This window comes from Parapedomonas caeni (genome assembly GCF_041060555.1).
Taxonomy (GTDB): domain Bacteria; phylum Pseudomonadota; class Alphaproteobacteria; order Sphingomonadales; family Sphingomonadaceae; genus CAUJIW01.
Genome location: NZ_JBEUDS010000023.1, coordinates 26,100 through 45,621 on the forward strand (window position 1 = coordinate 26,100; position 19,522 = coordinate 45,621).

Here is a 19,522-nt window from a genome sequence, read left to right on the forward strand (position 1 = left end):
CCACGGAGGGCCCGCAACGCCGGCTCAGGAAGCGATGCCGAGGAAGTTGCCGATGATGCGGAAATAGCGCACCGGGAACAGCCGGACGATGATGTCGATGATGCGCGCGTCCGGGCCGATCAGCACCCGCCTGGCGCCCCGCTCCATGCCGTCGAGGATCGTCAGCGCCGCCTGCTCCGGCGTCGTGCGCGCCGCCTTGTCGAAATTGTCCGCCGCCATCAGGCCGGTGCCGCTGCCGTCCAGTCCGGCGATGAACTTGGCGTTGCGCGCCACGTTGGTCTTGATGCCGCCGGGGTGGACGCACACCACTTCAATGCCCGGATCGGTCTGTTCCAGCTCCAGCCGCACGCACTCGGTAAAGCCTTTGACCGCGAACTTCGACGCGTTGTAGGCCGACTGGGTCGGGTAGGCCATCATGCCGAACACCGAGGAGATGTTGGTGATCCAGCCCGTGCCATGGGCCTTCAGCTTGGGCAGGAACACCCGCGTGCCCTCGACCACGGCATCGAAGTTGACCGCCATCACCCGGTCGAAATCCTCGCGCGGCATCAGCGCGAACGGCGCAACCACGCTTAGCCCGGCATTGTTGATGATGCCGTCGACGCGACCGAACTCGGCCTCCACCGCGTCGGCGAAACCGCCCAGCGCGCCCGGTGCCGTCACATCGAAGGTCCGCGTCATGTGGTGCGCGTTGCCCAGCAGGCGCGCGGTCTCCGCCAGCCCGTCGGCATTGACGTCGCTCATCGCCACCCGCGCGCCACGCCGCGCCAGTTCAAGCGCCAGCGCCCGGCCGATGCCCGAACCCGCCCCGGTGACGGCGATCACCTTGTTCGCGAAACGACTCATCACTCCCCCCGTTCATTGTCAGTTGTTGGCGGCCATGGTAACCGGCGCCACGCGAAGAGGAAGTGCCATGACGAAAAAAATTGAGCCCGCCTCAGATGAAGCCGCCGTGCCGGCGTCGCTCCCGCCTCAAGAGGCCACGGCCGTCCCGCCCGGCGGCGCCGATGCCACCGCGGCCAGTCCACGCGAAGTAGGTGGCCGCAAGGGGCCGGAACCCACCCGCTACGGCGACTGGGAAAAAGGCGGTATCTGCTCGGACTTCTGAACCGTCGGCACCGGCCGGCACAGGTCGGGGCATCATGAACGCCGCGACACCGGCGCGGGGTCCCAAAAGGAAAACGGCAGCCCTGCCGGGCCGCCGTCCCCCCATTGTCCTGTCGTGACGTCCGCGTCAGGCGCGGCGGCGACGCAGGCCAAATGCCGCCATCAGCGCACCCAGGCCCATCAGGCCGTAGGTCGCCGGCTCCGGAATACGGGCCATCAGCCAGTCATAGTAAAAGGCGACCGCCGTATCGCCCGCCACTTCACCGAAGGTGGAGTTCAGCGCGCAATCGATATCCGGGTTATTGATGATCTCGGGATTGAAGGCACCAGAGGTGTCGAACGGATCGTTCGGGTTCGGATTGAGGACGCCGTCGCAATATTCACCCCCCAGCGTGAAGCCGAACGAGTGGACGCCGGCGAGCTTGCCGTTGACGAACGCGCCGCCGCCGGAGTCGCCGCCGTCGATCAGCACTTCCTCGTCGCCCAGCCCGAGATCCTGGTAGATGTCGGTCAGCGGATCGATATAGATCGAGCCGTCCGGCAGCAGGTAGCCATAGGGGCTTGCCCACCACGGCAGCGCGTTGTTGGCGGCATCACCGGTGTCGAAGTCGTAGACCAGCTGGGCGCCGGTCAGATAGTCCGGGCCGAACAGGTCGGCGAGGCTGCCTTCATACAGGTTCTTGCCGATGCGGCCGTTGGCCAGGTTATCGAGGCTGAAGATGTCGCCGTTGGAACCGTCGCCGTTGCCGGTGGTGCCGTAGCTGATGTGCGTGGCGACCTCGCCGCTGGCGTCACCATTGAACAGCTTGTAGATCTTGGTGCCCGCCGGAATGGTCTCCGACAGATGCAGCACCGCGATGTCACCGGCCGCGAAGGCGCCCTGGGCGAACTTGCCGTAGGTGGCATCATAGTAGAGCGGGTGGATGTCGATCGAGGCCACGCTGACCTGCGTGCCGTTGTAGCCGCCGAAGCGGACCTGCGGCGTGCCGTAATCGCCATACTCGTCATCGCGCGGGTCGAGACCGGAGACGCAGTGCGCGGCGGTGACGATGGTGCGGTAGCCCACCACGGTGCCCGAACAGTAGCTGTTGTAGCCGGCGTAGGGGCCGTCGACGATCGGCGTGCGCAGCATCACCGTGCCGTTCTTCTGGGCCTCCGACGGCAGATACATCGGATCCTGATAGTCGAGCGTCGTCTTGAGGTAGGTGCGGGCCGAGACCATGTCGGCGGTCAGTACGCCGGCACTGGCGGTCACCGGCAGTTGAAGGACGGCCACGGCGCACAAGGATGCACCGGCCGCCAGCGACCTAAGCAGGTACTTCATGTTATTCCCCTCGTTCATTGCCCATTGGCCCACCCTGTTGTGGCGGGTCGTCACCGGTCGCTGAGTGCGGCTCGGCGCTACGCAGAATTATTCAAGAAACGCGCCAGTTTGTAACATACTGGTAACTATAATAAAATTTCAGGAGCCGCCGCAATGTCGTAAAATATCCCGACACTTTCGGTGTTTTTTTATCGCCCAGGTAGAAATGGCAACGGCCGGTCGCACATCCGACCGGCCGTCTTGCAATATTCGTTCAGGAACGGCGGCTGGCGCCGCCCTCAGGACTGGCGTCAACGATTCAGCCGGCCCTCGATCAGATGGTCGACCACCGAGGGGTCGGCCAGCGTCGATACATCCCCCAGCGCGCTGAACTCGTTTTCCGCGATCTTGCGCAGGATGCGCCGCATGATCTTGCCCGACCGGGTCTTGGGCAGGCCCGGCGTGAAGTGCAGCAGGTCCGGCGTGGCGATCGGGCCGATTTCGTCGCGAACATACTGACGCAACTCCTTCAGCAGCGCCTCCGACGGCTCCAGGCCGGCCTTCAGCGTCACATAGGCATAGATGCCCTGGCCCTTGATGTCGTGCGGATAGCCGACCACGGCAGCCTCCGCCACCCGCGGGTGGGCGACCAGCGCCGACTCGATCTCGGCCGTGCCCAGCCGGTGGCCCGACACGTTGATGACGTCATCGACACGGCCGGTGATCCAGTAATAGCCGTCGGCATCGCGCCGGCAGCCGTCGCCGGTGAAATACATCCCCTTGTAGGTGGAGAAATAGGTCTGCACGAAGCGCTCGTGGTCGCCATAGAGGCTGCGCGCCTGGCCCGGCCAGGAGTCGAGGATGACCAGGTTGCCGTCGGTCGCGCCTTCGATGATCTTGCCCTCGGCGTCGACCAGCGCCGGCCGCACCCCGAAGAACGGCCGCGTCGCCGAGCCGGGCTTGAGCGCGGTGGCGCCGGGCAGCGGCGTGATCATGATACCGCCGGTCTCGGTCTGCCACCAGGTGTCGACGATCGGCAGCCGGCTGTCGCCAACCACGCGATGGTACCACAGCCAGGCTTCCGGATTGATCGGCTCGCCCACCGAGCCCAGCAGCCGCAGCGAGGTGCGCTTGTGCCTGGTGACCGGCGCCTCGCCCTCGCGCATCAGCGCACGGATGGCGGTGGGGGCGGTATAGAAGATGTTGACCTTGTGCTTGTCGACCACCGCCCAGAAGCGATCGACGTCCGGGTAGTTCGGCACGCCCTCGAACATCAGCGTCGTCGCGCCGTTGGCGAGCGGGCCGTAGACCACGTAGCTGTGGCCGGTCACCCAGCCGACGTCGGCGGTGCACCAGTAGATTTCGCCCTCGCGATAGTCGAACACATACTCATGGGTGATCGCGGCCCACACCATGTAGCCGCCCGTGGTGTGCAGCACACCCTTGGGTTTGCCGGTGGAACCGGAGGTGTAGAGGATGAACATCGGGTCTTCGGCGTTCACCGCCACCGGCTCACAGCTGGTCGGCGCCAGCAGCGCCATGTCGTGCCACCAGTGATCGCGCGAGCTGTCCCAGCCGACGGCACGGCCGGTATGGCGGACCACCAGCACCTGGGCGACCTGCGGGCAGGACTCCAGCGCCTTGTCGACATTGGCCTTCAGCGGGATGCTCTTGCCGCCGCGGATTCCCTCGTCGGCGGTGATCACCACGGTCGAGTTGCAGTCCTGGATGCGCCCGGCGATGGCGTCCGGCGAGAAGCCGCCAAACACCACGGAATGCACCGCACCGATGCGCGCGCAGGCCAGCATCGCATAGGCGATCTCGGGGATCATCGGCAGGTAGATGGTGACGCGGTCGCCCTTCTTGACGCCCAGCGCCTTCAGCACATTGGCCATCCGGCAGACTTCGTCGTGGAGCTGCTGGTAGGTGATCTTCTTGTCGAAGCCGGGGCTGTCGCTCTCCCAAATGATGGCGACATCGTTGGCCTTGCGCGGCAGATGCCGGTCGATGCAGTTGACGCTGGCGTTGAGCTCGCCGTCCTCGAACCACTTGATCGACACATCCGGCGCGTAGCGGGTGTTCTTCACCTTGGTGAACGGCTTGGTCCAGGTGATGCGCTGGGCCTGCCCGGCCCAGAAGCGGTCGGGATCGTCTATCGACTGGCGATAGAGGTCCAGATACTGGTCGTTGGTGCAGCGCGTGTTCGCCGCCACCCAGTCCGGAACGGAAATCAGCTGTCCATCGCTCATCATCTTCTCCCCAGGTCGACCCGTTATGCGGTCAATGTTCATCCCGGGCTGACTGTGTAGTTGCCCGGGCAAATCGTTCAACGGCTAGATTCCAAGTCTTGCACCCAAACGTCACGCCCTCCAAAAGTCGCACCCGGTCGACTCGCCAACGCAGTATCGTCGCAACGGCGAGTCGGTCGACACCTGCCGGTACGACAGGGCCGCCTGCGCGCAACAGGCCGGCCCATCCAACAGGACAGCACCTTTACGACAGGACCGCCATGGCCCGCCTTGCCTTTCCCGCACTGCTGCTGGGCAGTGCCTCGCTCAGCGTCGGACCGCTGATGGTGCGGGTCGCCGAGGTCGGGCCGCTGCAATCGGCGTTCTGGCGCCTGACGCTGGGGGTGCTGCCGCTGCTGCTGCTCACCCTGCTGCTGCCCGCCCAACGGCCACGCCGGCCGCTGGGCTGGAAGGCCGTGGGCGCCTTCGCGGTCGCCGGCGCCTTCTTCGCCGCCGATCTGATCGCCTGGCACATGGGCATCATGCGCACCACGCTCGCCAACGCCTCGCTGTTCGCCAACCTGACCGGCTTCATCATGGCCGGCTACGGCCTGCTGGTGCTGGGGGAACGGCTGACCCGCAGGGTGGCGTTTCCGCTCCTCCTGGCCGCACCAGGCGTGATCCTGCTGTTCGGTGCCAGCGCCCAGGTGTCCATGGCGCATCTGACCGGCGATCTGATGTGCCTGCTGGCGGCCTTCTTCTACACCGGCTACCTCGTCACCGTCGCGGATGTCCGCGCCCGCCAGCCGGTGCTGACGGTGCTGACGGGCGCGACCATCGCCGGGATGCTCGTCCTGCTGCCGGTGGTGGTGCTGGCCCCGGAACCGCTGCTGCCAGGCACGGCCGCCGGCTGGTTGCCGCTGCTGATGCTGGGTCTGGGCAGTCAGGTGATCGGCCAGGGCCTGATCGTCTATGCGGTCGCCCATCTCACCCCCACCGCCAGCGGCATCGGGCTGCTGCTGCAGCCGGTGATCGGCGTGGCGCTGGGCTGGGCGGTGTATGATGAAGTCCTGTCGGTGCCGGAAATGATCGGCGCCGGCCTGCTGCTGCTGGCGCTGATCACGCGCGCCCTGCCGGCCAGACCTGCCCGTCCCGCACCAGAAGCGGAATGATCTCCAGCGCCCGGCCCTTGCACGGGCCGGAGACGCAAAGACCGGAATCGGGCTCGAACAACGCGCCGTGGGTGGCGCAGATGAGATGCCGGCCATCAAGGGTGAACACGTTGCCAGGACTGAGGTCGAGTGGCGTTCCCACATGCGGACACCGGTTGACCACCGCGCGCACGCCCGTTCCCTGGCGGTAGAGCAGCACCGGCCGGCCATCGACAAGGCACGGCAAGGCACGGCGCGCCGGCAGCGCCTCAAGCGCCGCCAGCGGCCGGGCGGCATCTTCGGCGGCCGCGCCGTCCATCGCTTGGCCCAGGCTGGGTTTCTCCATGACGCTGGTGTAGCGTGCGCCGGCCGCCCCCACAATCCGGCCACCCCCGCAATCACCACCCCTGAGCCATGCGCCCGCCGCCCTTCCTGCTGCTGACGCTTGCGCTGATGCCGGATGACCGATGGCGCTTAGCTGGCGGCCGGCGCGGTACGGGCGAGGAAGCCGCGCACCGCGGCAAGATAGGCCTCGCGCTGCTCGAACATCGTCGAGTGGCCGGCCCCGGCGATCTCGACGAACCGCCCGCCCGGCACCCGCGCGGCGAAGTCGCGGCAGGCCGCCGGCGTCGCCTCGTCGTAGGTGCCGGCGACGAACAGCGTCGGCGCGGCGATGCGCCCCAGCTCGGGCGTCAGGTCGAGATCCTTCAGCGTGCCGGTGGCGGAGAATTCCGACGGCCCCCACATGCCCCGGTAGAGGGCGGTGTTGAACGGCGGCGCGTCGTTGCCGGTGTCGCCGGTCGGGCACGGGTCGGCCCGGCACAGGTGGCGGCGGTTATAGACCTCGACCGCCGCCTGATAGGCCGGGCTGTCGATGGTGCCGGCCGCCTCGTGGCGGGCAATGGCGTCGCGCGCGTCCGCCGGCAGCGCCGCCACATAGGCGGCATTGTCGGCGACCCAGCGCGGGGTGGAGATCAGCGGACTGGAGAGAATCAGCGCCCGCAGCCCCGCCGGCCGGCCAATCGCGTAGCGGGCGGCGATCGTGCCACCCCAGCTGTGCCCGAGGATCGCCAGCTGCGACAGACCCAGCGCCTGGCGCAGCGCGACGATCTCGGCGACGAAACGCTCCAGCCGCCAGTTGGCCGGGTCGTTGGGGCGGTCCGCATGGCCGCTGTCGAGCTGATCATAGAGGATCACCGGTCGCTCATCGGCCAGCGCCACCAGCGGCAGCCGGGAGCGATGCTGCCCGCCCGGACCGCCATGCAGCACCAGCAGCGGCACCGCGCCGCGCGCCAGATGGCGCAGGCCATTGGCGCGATACCAGATGCGCCCGCCAGGCACCGCCACATAGCCGGCGACTTCGGGGTCGACCAGCGCCCGGGCGCGCGCCCACGGCAGCGTGGCCGCCGCCAGCGCGGTCAGCCCCCCGGCCAGCAGGCGCCCCGTTACCGCGCGTCGTGTCCAGTCGGCCATCCGCCCCTCCCCCGTTGCTTGGGCGGCAGCCTAGACCGCTGGCGGGAAATGTTGAAGTCGCGCCGACGGGTGGCCCGACGTCAGGCCGGCACCACGACGACGCCGTCCTCGTCGGCGACGATGGTGTCGCCGGGGCGGATGGTGACGCCGGCGACGAACAGGGTCGCGCCGGGCGTGCCGACGCCGCGCTTCTCCGACTTGCGCGGGCAGGTGCCCAACGCCTTGATGACCACCTGATGGGCGGCGAGCTCGGCGCTGTCGCGCACCATGCCGTTGACGACGATGCCGGCCCAGCCGTTGCGCTCGGCGAGCAGACCGAGATTGCCGCCGACCATGGCGCAGCGGCGCGAGGCGCCATTGTCCACCACCAGCACCCGGCCCTCGCCGGGCTGCTCCAGCAGCGCGCGCACCTGGGTGTTGTCATCGTCGGTCGTCAGCGTCATCGCCGGGCCGGCGACGCGACGGCGGGCGCCATAGTCGATCCAGGCGGCGTCCAGCACATGCACCTGGGTGCCGCGCGCGTCGCACAGGTCGGCGGTCGGCACGAAGGCCTGGGTGTCGCTCATATCCTTTTCCTTCTCATCGGGTCGCCACGGCGGCCTGCGGGCGCCGGACATGGAAAACCGGCCGCGCGGTTGCCCGCGCGGCCGGCTCCTCTCCTCCCCGAACGTCTGCTTACTCGGCGGCCGGCTTGAACTGGGCCGCTTCGGTCGATTCCTTCAGCGCGGTGGTCGAGGATTCGCCACCCGACACCGCGACGGCAACCGCGTCGAAGTAGCCGGTGCCGACCTCGCGCTGGTGGCGGGTCGCGGTGTAGCCGTTGACCTCGGCCGCGAACTCGGCCTGCTGCAGCTCGGAGTAGGCCGCCATGCCGCGATCCTTGTAGCCGCGCGCCAGTTCGAACATGCCGTAGTTGAGCTGATGGAAGCCCGCCAGGGTGACGAACTGGAACTTGTAGCCCATGGCGCCGATTTCACGCTGGAACTTGGCGATGGTGTCCTTGTCCAGATTGGCTTCCCAGTTGAACGACGGCGAGCAGTTGTAGGCCATCATCTTGCCCGGGTGGGCCTTCTGGATGGCTTCGGCGAACTTCTTGGCGTCGGCCAGGTCCGGGTGGCTGGTTTCCCACCAGATCAGGTCGGCCGCCTCGGCATAGGCCAGGCCACGCTTGATGCAGTGATCGACGCCCGTGCCGTCCTTCAGGCGGAAGAAGCCTTCCGGGGTACGCTCGCCGGTGATGAATTCACGATCGCGCTCGTCGATGTCCGAGGTCAGCAGCTTGGCCGACTCGGCGTCGGTGCGGGCGACGATGACGGTCGGCACGCCGCAGATGTCGGCGGCCAGACGGGCGGCGTTCAGGTTGCGGACATGCGCCTGGGTCGGGATCAGCACCTTGCCGCCGAGGTGGCCGCACTTCTTTTCCGAGGCCAGCTGGTCCTCGAAGTGGACGCCGGCGGCGCCGGCCTCGATGTAGGCCTTCATGATCTCGAAGCAGTTCAGCGGGCCGCCGAAGCCGGCCTCGGCGTCCGCGACGATCGGCGCGAACCAGTCACGCTTCACGCCACCCTCGGAATGCTCGATCTGGTCGGCGCGCTGCAGGGTGCGGTTGATCTTGCGGGCCAGCTCGGGGCCGGCGTTGGCCGGATACAGCGACTGGTCGGGGTACATCTGGCCGGCGGTGTTGTTGTCGGCGGCGACCTGCCAGCCCGACAGATAGATCGCCTTCAGGCCGGCGCGGACCATCTGCATGGCCTGGTTGCCCGACAGCGCGCCCAGCGCGTTGATGTACGGCTCGGTCTTCAGCAGCTCCCACAGCTTGTTCGCGGTACGCTCGGCCAGCGTGTACTCGATCTTCACCGAGCCGCGCAGCCGGTCGACGTCGGCGGCGGTGTAGGGGCGCTTGATGCCATCGAAGCGGCCCTTCGGCGCGTTGGGGATCAACGTCTCGAAGCTCGGTGCGGTCATGGGGGAGGTTCCTTTCCGTTTAACCAATTTTTACAAATCGACGGATTTCACAGAGTCCATTTACAGAAACTATCGCACTGCACGATAGCGCGCCCGGGCTGTGAAATCCTCGATCAGCTAAGGCTTGCGTCGGTTTGCGTGAGTCGCTAGGAAAGTGCAAGTTTGTGCGCCGCCAAAAAGTGTGTGCGAGTGTATAAAGATACATGTCAAACAAGTCGAATTGTAAAGAATTGTAAAAATGAGCCTGGCAGCCCTGACCGATCGCAAACTGTTCGCCGGCCCCCGGCTGCGGCGGCTGCGCGCCCAGCTCGGCCTGACGCAAAGCCGGATGGCCGAGGAACTCGGCGTGTCGGTGAGCTATCTCAACCTCATCGAGCGCAACCAGCGGCCGCTGACCGCGCAGTTCCTGCTGCGGCTGGCCGAGGTGTTCAACCTCGATCTGCGCCAGCTGACCGGCGACGCCGATGACCGCACGCTCGCCGACGTCGGCGAGGTGCTGGCCGACGGCCTGTTCCGCAACCTGGAAGTCGGCCGCTCGGAAATCGGCGACTTCGTGCAGACCTTCCCGGCGTTGGCCCAGGCGATCACCCGCCTCTACGGCGCCTACCGCGAGCGCGCCAGCGCCTCGGCGCTGGAATCGTCGGCGGCGGCCGCCGACAGCCGGGGCGGGGCGGACGCCGGCGGCCCGCTGGAGCGGGTGCGCGACATCATCCAGGACCGGCGCAACCACTTCCCCGAGCTGGACGACAAGGCCGAGAACATCGCCGAGGAGTTGCGGCTGGGTGGCGACGATCTGTTCGCGGCGCTGAAGGAGCGGCTGCGCGCCAAGCACGGCATTTCGGTACGGGTGCTGCCGGTGGACGTGCTGCCCGAGTCGCTGCGCCGCTACGACTATCACCGCCGCCAGCTCCAGCTGTCCGAACTGCTCGACCCGTCGGGCCGGGTGTTCCAGGCCGCCTACCAGCTGGCCTATGCCGAGGTGCGCGCCGACATCGACCGGCTGGTGGAAGCCGCCGGGCTCGACGACCAGACCGCCCAGCAGCTGTTGCGCATCAACCTCGCCAACTACTTCGCCGCCGCCGTGATGATGCCCTACGGCCGGCTGCTGACGGCCGCCGAGCAGCTGGGCTACGACCTCACCCTGCTGGCCGCCCGCTTCGGCGCCAGCTTCGAGCAGGTGTGCCACCGGCTGACGACGCTGCAGCGCCCCGGCGCACGCGGCGTGCCGTTCTTCCTCATCCGGGTCGATCAGGCCGGCAACGTGTCGAAGCGCTATTCCGCCGGCCGCTTCCATTTCTCCAAGTTCGGCGGCACCTGTCCGCTGTGGTCGCTGCACGGCACCTTCCGCACACCGGGCCAGATCCAGACCCAGGTGGTGGAGATGCCCGACGGCACCCGCTACTTCTCGGTCGCCCGCACCGTGCGCACCCATGTCGCCGGCTGGGGCGAGGCGGAACCGCAGTTCGCCATCGCGCTGGGCTGCGAGCTGAAATACGCCCGCCATCTGGTCTACAGCCGCGGCCTCGACCTCGATAACCCCAATGCGACGCCGATCGGCATCAACTGTGCGCTGTGCGAGCGCGAAACCTGCCGCCAGCGCAGCCAGCCGCCGGTGACCCGCCAGCTCATCGTCGATGAGCGCTCGCGCGGCTCGACGCCGTTCCGTTTCGCCGAACCCGATTGATTTTCACACATCAGGACCATCCAAGGAGACACGCCATGGCCGTTCCCGGCATCCAGATCACCGGCGCGATGAAGCCCGGCTTCGACACCATCCTCACCGACGAGGCGCTGGCCTTCGTCGCCGGCCTGCACCGCCGCTTCGAGACCACCCGCCGCGAACGCCTGGCCGCTCGCGCCGCGCTGCAGGAGAAGCTGGACGCCGGCCAGTCGCTCGACTTCCTGCCCGAGACCGCGGCAATCCGCGGCGCCGGCTGGAAGATCGGCGTGGTGCCGGCCGACCTGCAGGACCGTCGCGTCGAGATCACCGGCCCGGTGGACCGCAAGATGGTCATCAACGCGCTGAACTCCGGCGCCAAGTGCTACATGGCCTGCTTCGAGGACGCCTCGACGCCGGCGTGGGAGATCATGGTCGACGGCCAGGTCAACCTGCGCGACGCCGCCGCCGGCACCATCAGCCTGGAGGACAAGGGCAAGACCTACCAGCTCAACGCCCGGACCGCGACGCTGATCGCCCGGCCGCGCGGCTGGCACCTGATGGAAAAGCACATGCTGGTGGACGGCGAGCCGGTGGCCGGCGCGCTGTTCGATTTCGGCCTCTATTTCTTCCACAACGCCAGGGCGCTGCTGGCCAGGGGCACCGGCCCCTACTTCTACCTGCCGAAAATGGAGCATTATCTCGAAGCCCGGCTGTGGAACGACGTGTTCATCCACGCCCAGTCGGTGCTCGGGCTGCCGGTGGGCACCATCAAGGCGACGGTGCTGATCGAGACCATCCCGGCCGCCTTCCAGACCGAGGAAATCCTGTGGGAGCTGCGTGAGCACATCGTCGCGCTCAACTGCGGCCGCTGGGACTATATCTTCAGCTACATCAAGCGCCAGCGCACCAACCCGGCCGCCGTGCTGCCGGACCGGGCGGCGGTGACCATGACCGTGCCGTTCATGCGCAACTACTCGCTGCACGTCATCCGCACCTGCCACCTGCACGGCGCCCACGCCATGGGCGGCATGTCGGCGTTCATTCCGGTGAAGAACGACGAGGCGAAGAACCAGGCGGCGTTCGACCAGGTCCGCCGCGACAAGGAGCGCGAGGCCACCGACGGCCACGACGGCACCTGGGTCGCCCACCCGGGCCTGGTGCCGGTGGCGATGGAGGTGTTCGACCGCATCATGCCGGGCGCCAACCAGATCGACAAAATCCCCGACATCCACGTCAAGGCGGCCGACCTGCTGACCGCCGTCGATGGCCCCAAGACCTTCCAGGGCCTGTCGATGAACGTCAACGTCGGCATCGGCTACCTGGCCTCGTGGCTGCGCGGCCAGGGCGCGGCACCGCTGCACAACCTGATGGAGGACGCCGCCACCGCCGAGATCAGCCGCACCCAGCTGTGGCAGTGGCGCAAGACCGGCACCCGGCTCGATTCCGGCGAACTGGTGGATGCGGCGCTGATCGACAAGGCCATCGGCGAGCAGATGGCGGTGTGGCAGGCGGATGTCGGCGACAACTTCTTCGCCGCCGGCAAGTTCAAGGAAGCCGCCGAGCTGTTCCGCGAGATGACGCTGGCCGACGAGTGCCCGGAGTTCCTGACGCTGCCGGCCTACGACAGGTATTTCGCGGCCTGAGCGGCTTTCCCGTACGGGGAGCGACACCCCGCCGCCGCGCACGCCCCGCCCCGGACATCCGGGGTGGGGCGTTGCCGTTGGGCACGACCGCCAACGGCCTCACCCGAAGCGCCTCAACGCTCCGCGAAGGCGTCGGCCGGCAACGCCTGCAAGTCGTTGACGCCGGGGTCGATGCCCGCCTGCATCAGCAGCGCCGTCACCTGGCCGCGATGGTGGGTCTGGTGGTTGAACATGTGGGCGACCAGCAGCCAGCGCGGCTGGCGGCGGCTGATGCCGGTGAACACGCTGGTCCAGTCCATCTCCTCGCCCAGCCAGTCGGGCGTCAGCGACGCCGCGAAGGCCAGGATGTCGGCGTCCAGCGCCTGCCGGGCCGCGCGCAGGGCCGGGAAGTCGTCGGGCGGGGTGAGCTGGTGGCCGGCATCGGTGAACCGGTTGAGCCAGGCGCGATCCGCCTTCAGCAGGTGCGCCAGCGTGGCGTGGATCGAGCCGAAAAAGGCGCCGCGCTCCAGCCGGCGGCCTTCCTCCCCCAGCGCCTCGGCGTGGGTATAGAGCTTGTCGTTCATCCACGCATTGTAACGGGCGAGCTGGCGGGCGAGTTGCGGGGTCATGGCGTGCTTTCCCAACGGGGTCGGGCCGGTTATAGCCTGAGTCACGGGCTCGGGAACAGGATGGGGGAATGCCGGAGGCCATGACGTCATCGACGGCAACGCTGCTGGCCTCCCGGCGGTTCGCGCCGCTGTTCGCCACCCAGTTTCTCGGTGCCTTCAACGACAACCTGTTCCGCACCGCGATGACCTTCCTGGTGGTCTATCGCCTGCTGACCCACGATGCCGCCGGCGCCGGGCTGGTGGCGACGCTGGCCGCCGGGCTGTTCATCCTGCCCTATTTCCTGTTCTCCAGCCTCGCCGGCCAGATCGCCGACGTGCACGACAAGGCGGCGGTGGCGCGCTGGGTGAAGATCGCCGAGATCGTCATCATGGCCGCGGGCGTGCTGGCGTTGCACGGCGACTCCGTCGCGCTGCTGCTGGCCGTGGTGTTCCTGCTGGGCGTCCACTCCGCCTTCTTCGGGCCGATGAAATACGCCATCCTGCCGCAGCATCTGCACGGCCATGAACTGCTGGCCGGCACCGGGCTGGTGGAGGCCGGCACCTTCCTCGCCATCCTGTTCGGCCAGATCGTCGGTGGCCTGCTGCCGGCCGAGACCGCCGCCTGGGCCGCGCTCGGCGTCGCGGTGCTGGGCTGGGCGACCAGCCGCGCCATTCCGCCAGCACCGCCGCTGGTGACGAGCGGCCGGCTGGGCTGGAACCTTGCCGGCGAGACCTGGGCGCTGATGCGCGCCGCCCACGCCAACCGTCCGGCGTTCGCCGCCCTGATGGGCATTTCGTGGTTCTGGGCGCTGGGCGCGGTGATGACGGCGCAGATCGGCCCGCTGAGCAAGAGCTACCTGGGCGCCGCGCCGGCGGTGGCGACACTGTGCCTGACCACCTTCTCCGTCGGCATCGCGGTGGGCTCGGTGGTGGTGGCGCGGCTGCTGCGCGGGCGGATCAGCGTGCGCTACGCCGCGCCGGCGCTGGTGGTGCTGGCGCTGGCGCTCATCGACCTGGTGTTCGCCGTGCGGGCCTTCGCGCCGCCGCTCGACGACCCGACCGCGCCGCTGCTCGACGTCGCGGCCTTCCTCGCCCGCCCGGCGGCCTGGCGGGTGCTCGCCGACCTCGCCGTGCTGGCGCTGGCCGGCGGCATCTACTCGGTGCCGCTCTATGCCGTGCTGCAGACCAGCGGCGCACCGGAGACGCGCGCCCGGATGATCGCCGCCAACAACGTCATGAACGCCGTGTTCATGGTCGGCGCCACGCTGCTGACCTCGCTGGTGCTGCTGGCCGGCGGCACGCTGCCCACCCTGTTCGCGGTGCTCGCCGGCCTCAGTCTGGTCGCCGCCGCGCTTACCAGAGCAGCGTCTCGGGGTTCGGCAGGGGCTGCTCCTTCTGGGCCGCCAGCAGCGCCTTGATGGTGCGCACGCCGGTCCACACCAGCAGCCACAGGAACACCAGTACGCCGATGCCGATCCAGATCAGCAGGAAGCCCACCACCGCCTGCGCCAGGCCGAACCAGAAGGTGCGGATGTGCAGCTGGAAATGGCTGTCCTGCCAGCCGGGATGCGGTTCCCCTTTCCAGACATAGCTGAGAATGACGCCGAGGATGGACGGCAGGCCGCCCAGCACGAAACCCGCCAGGTACAGCAGGCTGACGATGGTCGGACTGTTGAACTTGAACTGCCCCGACGGCGGTGGCGACACCGGATTGTCCGGCAACTGATCGTTCATTGCGGTTCCCCTCGCTTGCGTTCAACCTGACGCCCGGGCAAGGCGTTTTTCAGTCGAGACACCCGGGCCAGCTGCGGCGTCACCGATTTCAGGTCGCCCACCACCACCACGGTCATGCGCTCCGGGCGGAGATAGGCACCGATCACCCGCGACACATCCGCCGGCGTCACGCCGCGCACCTTGCCGAGATAGGCGCCCAGTTCGTCGCGCGGCAGACCCTGGATGTCGTAGAACGACAGCCCGCCAACGATGCCGCTGCGCGTGGCCGTGCGCAGCACCCAGCTGCCAGCGATGCTGTTCTGCTTGCCGTTCAATTCCGCCGCCGGAGGCGCCTCGTGCGCCAGCCGGTCGATCTCCTTGAAGATCTCGGTGAGCGAATCCCCGGTGTGGGCGGCGGTCACGTCGGCGCTGAGCGTCCAGGCGCCATAGCGCAGGCCGTAGGAGACGCTGGAGCCGGGCGAGTAGGTGTAGCCCTTGTCCTCCCGCAGATTGAGGGTGATGCGCGAGGTGAAGGCACCGCCCAGCAGTTCGTCGGCGACCGTCATCGTCACCCGGTCGGGATAATCGGCCGCCGGCAGTGGCGCCGCCACGATCAGCGTCGACTGCACCGCGCCGGGCCGGTCGACCAGCACCAGCTTGAGTTTGTCGTTGGGTAGCGGCGGCCGCAGGCGCGGCGGCGGGCCGCCCTGCCAGTCGCCGAACGCGGCCTCGATCGCCCGCCGCACGGCGGCGGCGTCGAACTGGCCGGCGACGTAAAGATGGGCGCGCGCGGCACCCAGCTTTTCGGCATGGAAGCGGCGGATGTCGTCGATGGTGACCGCCTCCACCTGAGCAGGTTCGAGATTGCCGCGCCCGAACGGATGCCCCGGCAGGAAGGCCTTGGCGAAGGCGTCGCCGGCCATCGACGAGGGCGACGTCCTGGCAATGGCGAGACCGCGCAACATGTCCTGCCTGAGGCGTGGCAGCTCACTCGCCGGCAGATCGGGCCGGCGGATCACGTCGGCCAGCAGCGCCACCGCGTCGGCGGCATGTTCAGACAGCACGTCGATGCCGGCGCTCACCGATTCCCTGCCACCGGAAACACCGATGCCGCCGCCCATGCCGCCGGCGCGCCGGGCGAGATCGGCGGGCGACAGACCCGCCGCGCCTTCGTTCATCAGGTCGGTCATCAGGTCGGCGACGCCCGGCTTGTCCTCGTCGAGCCAGCCGGCGCGCACCCGCAGCGACAGGGTGACCTTGGGCACCGTGCCGAACGGCACCAGGGTCACCATCATGCCGTTGGCAAGCGCATAGGTCTCCACCGCCGGCAGCGCCAGCTCGCGCGCCGGCCCCGGCGGCGGCGGCGTTTCCAGCACCACGGCGGCGCCATGATCGATGGTGGCCGCCGGCGCCGGGCCGGCCGCGAACGTCAGCGCCATGGTGACGCTACAGAGCAGCGAACGGATCATTGGCCACCTCCCTGCCTTGCCGCAGGTGGCGCGGCGCCAGCCTCGACGATCATCACCGTACGCTGGGCGGGCACCAGGTAGCGGGCCACCGTCTGCTGGATCAGCGCCGGCGTCACCGCCGCGTAGGCTGCCTCGATGCGGTTGATGGCCGCCGGATCATTGTCGAAAATCGCCGCCGTGCCCAGCAGGTCGACGAGGCCAAAGCGGGTGCTCGACCCCACCATGTCGTACAGTGCTGAGCGGATGCGGGTACGGATGCGCGCCAGCTCCTCGTCCGCGACCGGCGTGGCGGCCAGCGCGGCGATCTCGGCGTCGACGTCGGCGATGATGGTAGCCGGCGCCACGGCGGGGTCATGGATCAGGCCGAAGGTCAGCAGTTCCGGACCGGCGGTCGAGAACTGGTCGAAGTCGGCGCGCACACCGCTGGTATAACCCTTCTCCCGCACCAGTTTCTGTACCAGCCGGGAATCGTCGCCCCCGGCCAGCAGCTCCTGGATCATGTCGAGCGCGAACGCCGCCGGCGTGCCGCGGGCCGGCGCGTGATAGGCCAGCGCCAGCGCCGGACGCGGCGCCAGCTTGTCGACCCGGCGGACGACGATCTCGGCGGTCTGCGGCGGCTCGGCGAGATCGGGCCGCGCGCCAACCGGACGGGGCGGGATCGGCCCGAAATATTTTTGTACCCACGCCCAGGCCTGGTCGACGTCGATGTCGCCGGCAATCACCAGCGCGGCGTTGTTGGGCGGATAGAAGGCCTCGTGGAAACGCACCGCTTCCGGCAGCGTGGCGGCCGCGACATCCTCCACCGATCCGCCGGGGCTGTGGGCATTGGCGTAGTTCCTGAACGCCGCCCGCGGCACGTCGATCCACATGAACTCGCCATAGGGGCGGTTGAGGATGCGCACCTTCAGCTCGTTGATCACCACGTCCTGCTGGTTCTTCAGGTTCTCGGCGGTGATCGCCAGCCCCTTCATGCGGTCGGCTTCCGCCCACAGCACGGTTTCCAGCAGGTTGCTCGGCACCACCTGATAGTAGTTGGTGAAGTCCTTGTGGGTGGAGCCATTGAGCACGCCGCCGCTGGACTCGATCAGTGCGTTGAACGCGCCCTTGGGCAGGTTGGCGGAGGCCTGGAACATCAGATGCTCGAACAGGTGGGCATAGCCCGACCGGCCCTCCGCCTCGACGCGCGAACCGACGTTGTAATAGACGCCCACCGTCGCCGTCGGCACCGACGGGTCGGGCGCCAGCACCACCTTCAGGCCATTGCCCAGCGTACGAGCGACGATGTTGACCAGCGGCCTGGCCGGCGCCTCGACGACGGGCGGCGCGACAGCGGCGACAGGAGCGACGGACTGGCTCGCGCAGCCGGCGACAGCCAGCGACGCGAGCACCAGGGCGAGGCGCCCCGTGGTGCGGATCGACAACAACATGGTGGCAGAGCCTATAGGGACGGTGGTGTGCCGTCCAGCGCCGACACGACAACCCGGGACGCAAAAGCCGGCCCGACGCCTGTCGGACCGGCTCTCGTGCGCAACGGCGGCCGTGGCCGCCAGAACGGCAGCGGCGGGCTTAGAAGTCCATGCCGCCCATGCCGGCACCCGGCATCGCCGGCGCGGCGTCCTTCTTCGGCGCCTCGGCGATCATCGCCTCGGTGGTGATCAGCAGGCTGGCGACCGAGGCCGCGTCCTGCAACGCCGAGCGCACCACCTTGGTGGGGTCGATGACGCCCGCCTTCACCAGGTTCTTGTAGCTGCCTTCCTGGGCATCGAAGCCGAACTCGGCATCGGTCTGCTCCAGCAGCTTGCCGGCGATCACCGCGCCGTCGAAGCCGGCGTTCTCGGCGATCTGGCGCACCGGCGCCTGCAGCGCGCGGCGGATGATGTCGATGCCGACCTTCTGGTCGTCGTTGGCGGCGCCCCGCAGCTTGTCCAGCGCCTTCGAGGCATAGAGCAGCGCGGTACCGCCACCAGCGACAATGCCTTCCTCGACCGCGGCACGGGTGGCGCACAGGGCGTCGTCGACGCGGTCCTTGCGCTCCTTCACCTCGACCTCGGTGGCGCCGCCGACCTTGATCACCGCGACACCGCCGGCGAGCTTCGCCAGCCGTTCCTGCAGCTTCTCGCGGTCATAGTCCGACGTCGTGGTCTCGATCTGGGCGCGGATCTGGCCGCAGCGGGCCTCGACATCGGCGCGCTTGCCGGCGCCGCCGACGATGGTGGTGTTGTCCTTGTCGATGGCGACCCGCTTGGCGCGGCCCAGCATGTCGATGCTGACATTCTCCAGCTTGATGCCGAGATCCTCGGAGATGACCTGGCCGTTGGTCAGGATAGCGATATCCTCCAGCATCGCCTTGCGGCGATCACCGAAGCCCGGCGCTTTCACGGCCGCCACCTTCAGGCCGCCGCGCAGACGGTTGACCACCAGGGTCGCCAGCGCCTCGCCCTCGACGTCCTCGGCGATGATCAGCAGCGGACGGCCCGACTGCACCACCTTCTCCAGCACCGGCACCAGCGCCTGGATGGAGGCGAGCTTCTTCTCGTGGATCAGGATATAGGGGTCTTCCAGCTCGACCTTCATCTTCTCGGCGTCGGTGATGAAGTAGGGCGACAGGTAGCCGCGGTCGAACTGCATGCCCTCGACGACATCGAGGGTCGATTCCAGGCTCTTGGCCTCCTCGACGGTGATGACGCCTTCCTTGCCGACCTTGTCCATCGCCTGGGCGATCATCTTGCCGATCTCGGCCTCGCCATTGGCGGAGATAGTGCCGACCTGGGCGATCTCGGCCGAGTTCTTCACCGGGCGCGAGCGCTCCTTGAGCACCTCGACCACCTTCTCCACCGCCAGATCGATACCGCGCTTGAGGTCCATCGGGTTGAGGCCGGCGGCCACCGACTTGGCGCCCTCGCGCACGATCGCCTGGGCGAGCACGGTCGCGGTGGTGGTGCCGTCACCGGCGACATCGTTGGTCTTGGAGGCAACCTCGCGCAGCATCTGCGCGCCCATGTTCTCGAACTTGTCGGCCAGCTCGATCTCCTTGGCCACCGACACGCCGTCCTTGGTCACCCGCGGGGCGCCGAACGACTTCTCGATCACCACGTTGCGGCCCTTGGGGCCGAGCGTCACCTTCACCGCATCGGCCAGAATGTCGACGCCGCGCAGCATCTTCTGCCGCGCGTCGGCCGAGAATTTCACGTCTTTCGCAGCCATGTATCTAGTCTCCGTCTGT

At 68.2% G+C, this 19,522-nt stretch carries 17 protein-coding genes; 5 read left to right on the forward strand and 12 right to left on the reverse strand.

Annotated elements, in window-relative coordinates; translation table 11 throughout:
• Positions 1 to 24: 24 nt before the first annotated feature.
• Entirely contained in the window at positions 25 to 846 is an 822-nt protein-coding gene (locus ABU113_RS13765; RefSeq protein ID WP_454560072.1) for an SDR family NAD(P)-dependent oxidoreductase, read from the reverse strand.
• Between the two features lie 67 nt (positions 847 to 913).
• Between ABU113_RS13765 and ABU113_RS13770 the strand changes: the two genes are divergently transcribed.
• A complete protein-coding gene (locus ABU113_RS13770) occupies positions 914 to 1,108 on the forward strand; it encodes a DUF1674 domain-containing protein (RefSeq protein WP_454560073.1) in 195 nt (64 codons plus the stop codon).
• Between the two features lie 126 nt (positions 1,109 to 1,234).
• Here ABU113_RS13770 and ABU113_RS13775 read toward each other — a convergent pair whose 3' ends face one another.
• Both ABU113_RS13775 and acs read right to left on the reverse strand, forming a co-directional pair.
• Positions 1,235 to 2,431 carry a trypsin-like serine protease gene (locus ABU113_RS13775; RefSeq protein ID WP_454560074.1) on the reverse strand — a complete coding sequence of 399 codons (1,197 nt, stop codon included), beginning with the start codon at positions 2,429 to 2,431 and terminating at the stop codon, positions 1,235 to 1,237.
• Between the two features lie 290 nt (positions 2,432 to 2,721).
• Positions 2,722 to 4,659 carry an acetate--CoA ligase gene (gene acs, locus ABU113_RS13780; RefSeq protein ID WP_454560075.1) on the reverse strand — a complete coding sequence of 646 codons (1,938 nt, stop codon included), beginning with the start codon at positions 4,657 to 4,659 and terminating at the stop codon, positions 2,722 to 2,724.
• Between the two features lie 260 nt (positions 4,660 to 4,919).
• On the opposite strand from acs, the gene ABU113_RS13785 reads away from it, so the two are divergent.
• Positions 4,920 to 5,810 carry a DMT family transporter gene (locus ABU113_RS13785; RefSeq protein WP_454560076.1) on the forward strand — a complete coding sequence of 297 codons (891 nt, stop codon included), beginning with the start codon at positions 4,920 to 4,922 and terminating at the stop codon, positions 5,808 to 5,810.
• On the opposite strand, the gene ABU113_RS13790 is transcribed toward ABU113_RS13785, so the two are convergent.
• The 4 genes from ABU113_RS13790 to aceA form a co-directional block, all read right to left on the reverse strand.
• Positions 5,758 to 6,135, reverse strand: coding sequence for a Rieske (2Fe-2S) protein (locus ABU113_RS13790; RefSeq protein WP_454560077.1), 378 nt, complete (start codon positions 6,133 to 6,135; stop codon positions 5,758 to 5,760). The genes ABU113_RS13785 and ABU113_RS13790 overlap by 53 nt on opposite strands.
• 128 nt (positions 6,136 to 6,263) lie before the next feature.
• Complete coding sequence (locus tag ABU113_RS13795; RefSeq protein WP_454560078.1) at positions 6,264 to 7,262, reverse strand: proline iminopeptidase-family hydrolase; 999 nt, start codon at positions 7,260 to 7,262, stop codon at positions 6,264 to 6,266.
• 80 nt (positions 7,263 to 7,342) lie between these two features.
• Positions 7,343 to 7,828, reverse strand: coding sequence for a ribonuclease E activity regulator RraA (rraA, locus tag ABU113_RS13800; protein WP_454560079.1), 486 nt, complete (start codon positions 7,826 to 7,828; stop codon positions 7,343 to 7,345).
• A gap of 109 nt (positions 7,829 to 7,937) precedes the next feature.
• Positions 7,938 to 9,227 carry an isocitrate lyase gene (aceA, locus tag ABU113_RS13805; RefSeq protein WP_454560080.1) on the reverse strand — a complete coding sequence of 430 codons (1,290 nt, stop codon included), beginning with the start codon at positions 9,225 to 9,227 and terminating at the stop codon, positions 7,938 to 7,940.
• Positions 9,228 to 9,465: 238 nt separating this feature from the next.
• Between aceA and ABU113_RS13810 the strand changes: the two genes are divergently transcribed.
• Positions 9,466 to 10,911, forward strand: a complete 1,446-nt coding sequence (locus tag ABU113_RS13810) for a helix-turn-helix domain-containing protein (RefSeq protein WP_454560081.1) — start codon at positions 9,466 to 9,468, stop codon at positions 10,909 to 10,911.
• A gap of 35 nt (positions 10,912 to 10,946) precedes the next feature.
• Positions 10,947 to 12,530 carry a malate synthase A gene (gene aceB / locus ABU113_RS13815; RefSeq protein WP_454560082.1) on the forward strand — a complete coding sequence of 528 codons (1,584 nt, stop codon included), beginning with the start codon at positions 10,947 to 10,949 and terminating at the stop codon, positions 12,528 to 12,530.
• A 113-nt stretch (positions 12,531 to 12,643) separates the two neighbouring features.
• On the opposite strand, the gene ABU113_RS13820 is transcribed toward aceB, so the two are convergent.
• Positions 12,644 to 13,138 (reverse strand): DinB family protein, encoded by a 495-nt coding sequence (locus ABU113_RS13820; RefSeq protein WP_454560083.1) that lies wholly within the window; start codon positions 13,136 to 13,138, stop codon positions 12,644 to 12,646.
• Between the two features lie 80 nt (positions 13,139 to 13,218).
• Between ABU113_RS13820 and ABU113_RS13825 the strand changes: the two genes are divergently transcribed.
• Positions 13,219 to 14,535, forward strand: coding sequence for an MFS transporter (locus tag ABU113_RS13825; RefSeq protein WP_454560084.1), 1,317 nt, complete (start codon positions 13,219 to 13,221; stop codon positions 14,533 to 14,535).
• On the opposite strand, the gene ABU113_RS13830 is transcribed toward ABU113_RS13825, so the two are convergent.
• The 4 genes from ABU113_RS13830 to groL form a co-directional block, all read right to left on the reverse strand.
• Positions 14,471 to 14,851, reverse strand: a complete 381-nt coding sequence (locus tag ABU113_RS13830) for a DUF4870 family protein (protein WP_454560085.1) — start codon at positions 14,849 to 14,851, stop codon at positions 14,471 to 14,473. The genes ABU113_RS13825 and ABU113_RS13830 overlap by 65 nt on opposite strands.
• Positions 14,848 to 16,299 carry a M16 family metallopeptidase gene (locus tag ABU113_RS13835; RefSeq protein WP_454560086.1) on the reverse strand — a complete coding sequence of 484 codons (1,452 nt, stop codon included), beginning with the start codon at positions 16,297 to 16,299 and terminating at the stop codon, positions 14,848 to 14,850. The genes ABU113_RS13830 and ABU113_RS13835 overlap by 4 nt, the downstream gene beginning before the upstream one ends.
• Positions 16,296 to 17,726, reverse strand: coding sequence for a M16 family metallopeptidase (locus ABU113_RS13840; RefSeq protein ID WP_454560087.1), 1,431 nt, complete (start codon positions 17,724 to 17,726; stop codon positions 16,296 to 16,298). Before ABU113_RS13840 ends, ABU113_RS13835 begins: the two co-directional genes overlap by 4 nt.
• A gap of 139 nt (positions 17,727 to 17,865) precedes the next feature.
• Positions 17,866 to 19,503 (reverse strand): chaperonin GroEL, encoded by a 1,638-nt coding sequence (gene groL / locus ABU113_RS13845; protein ID WP_454560088.1) that lies wholly within the window; start codon positions 19,501 to 19,503, stop codon positions 17,866 to 17,868.
• Between the last annotated feature and the right edge of the window lie 19 nt (positions 19,504 to 19,522).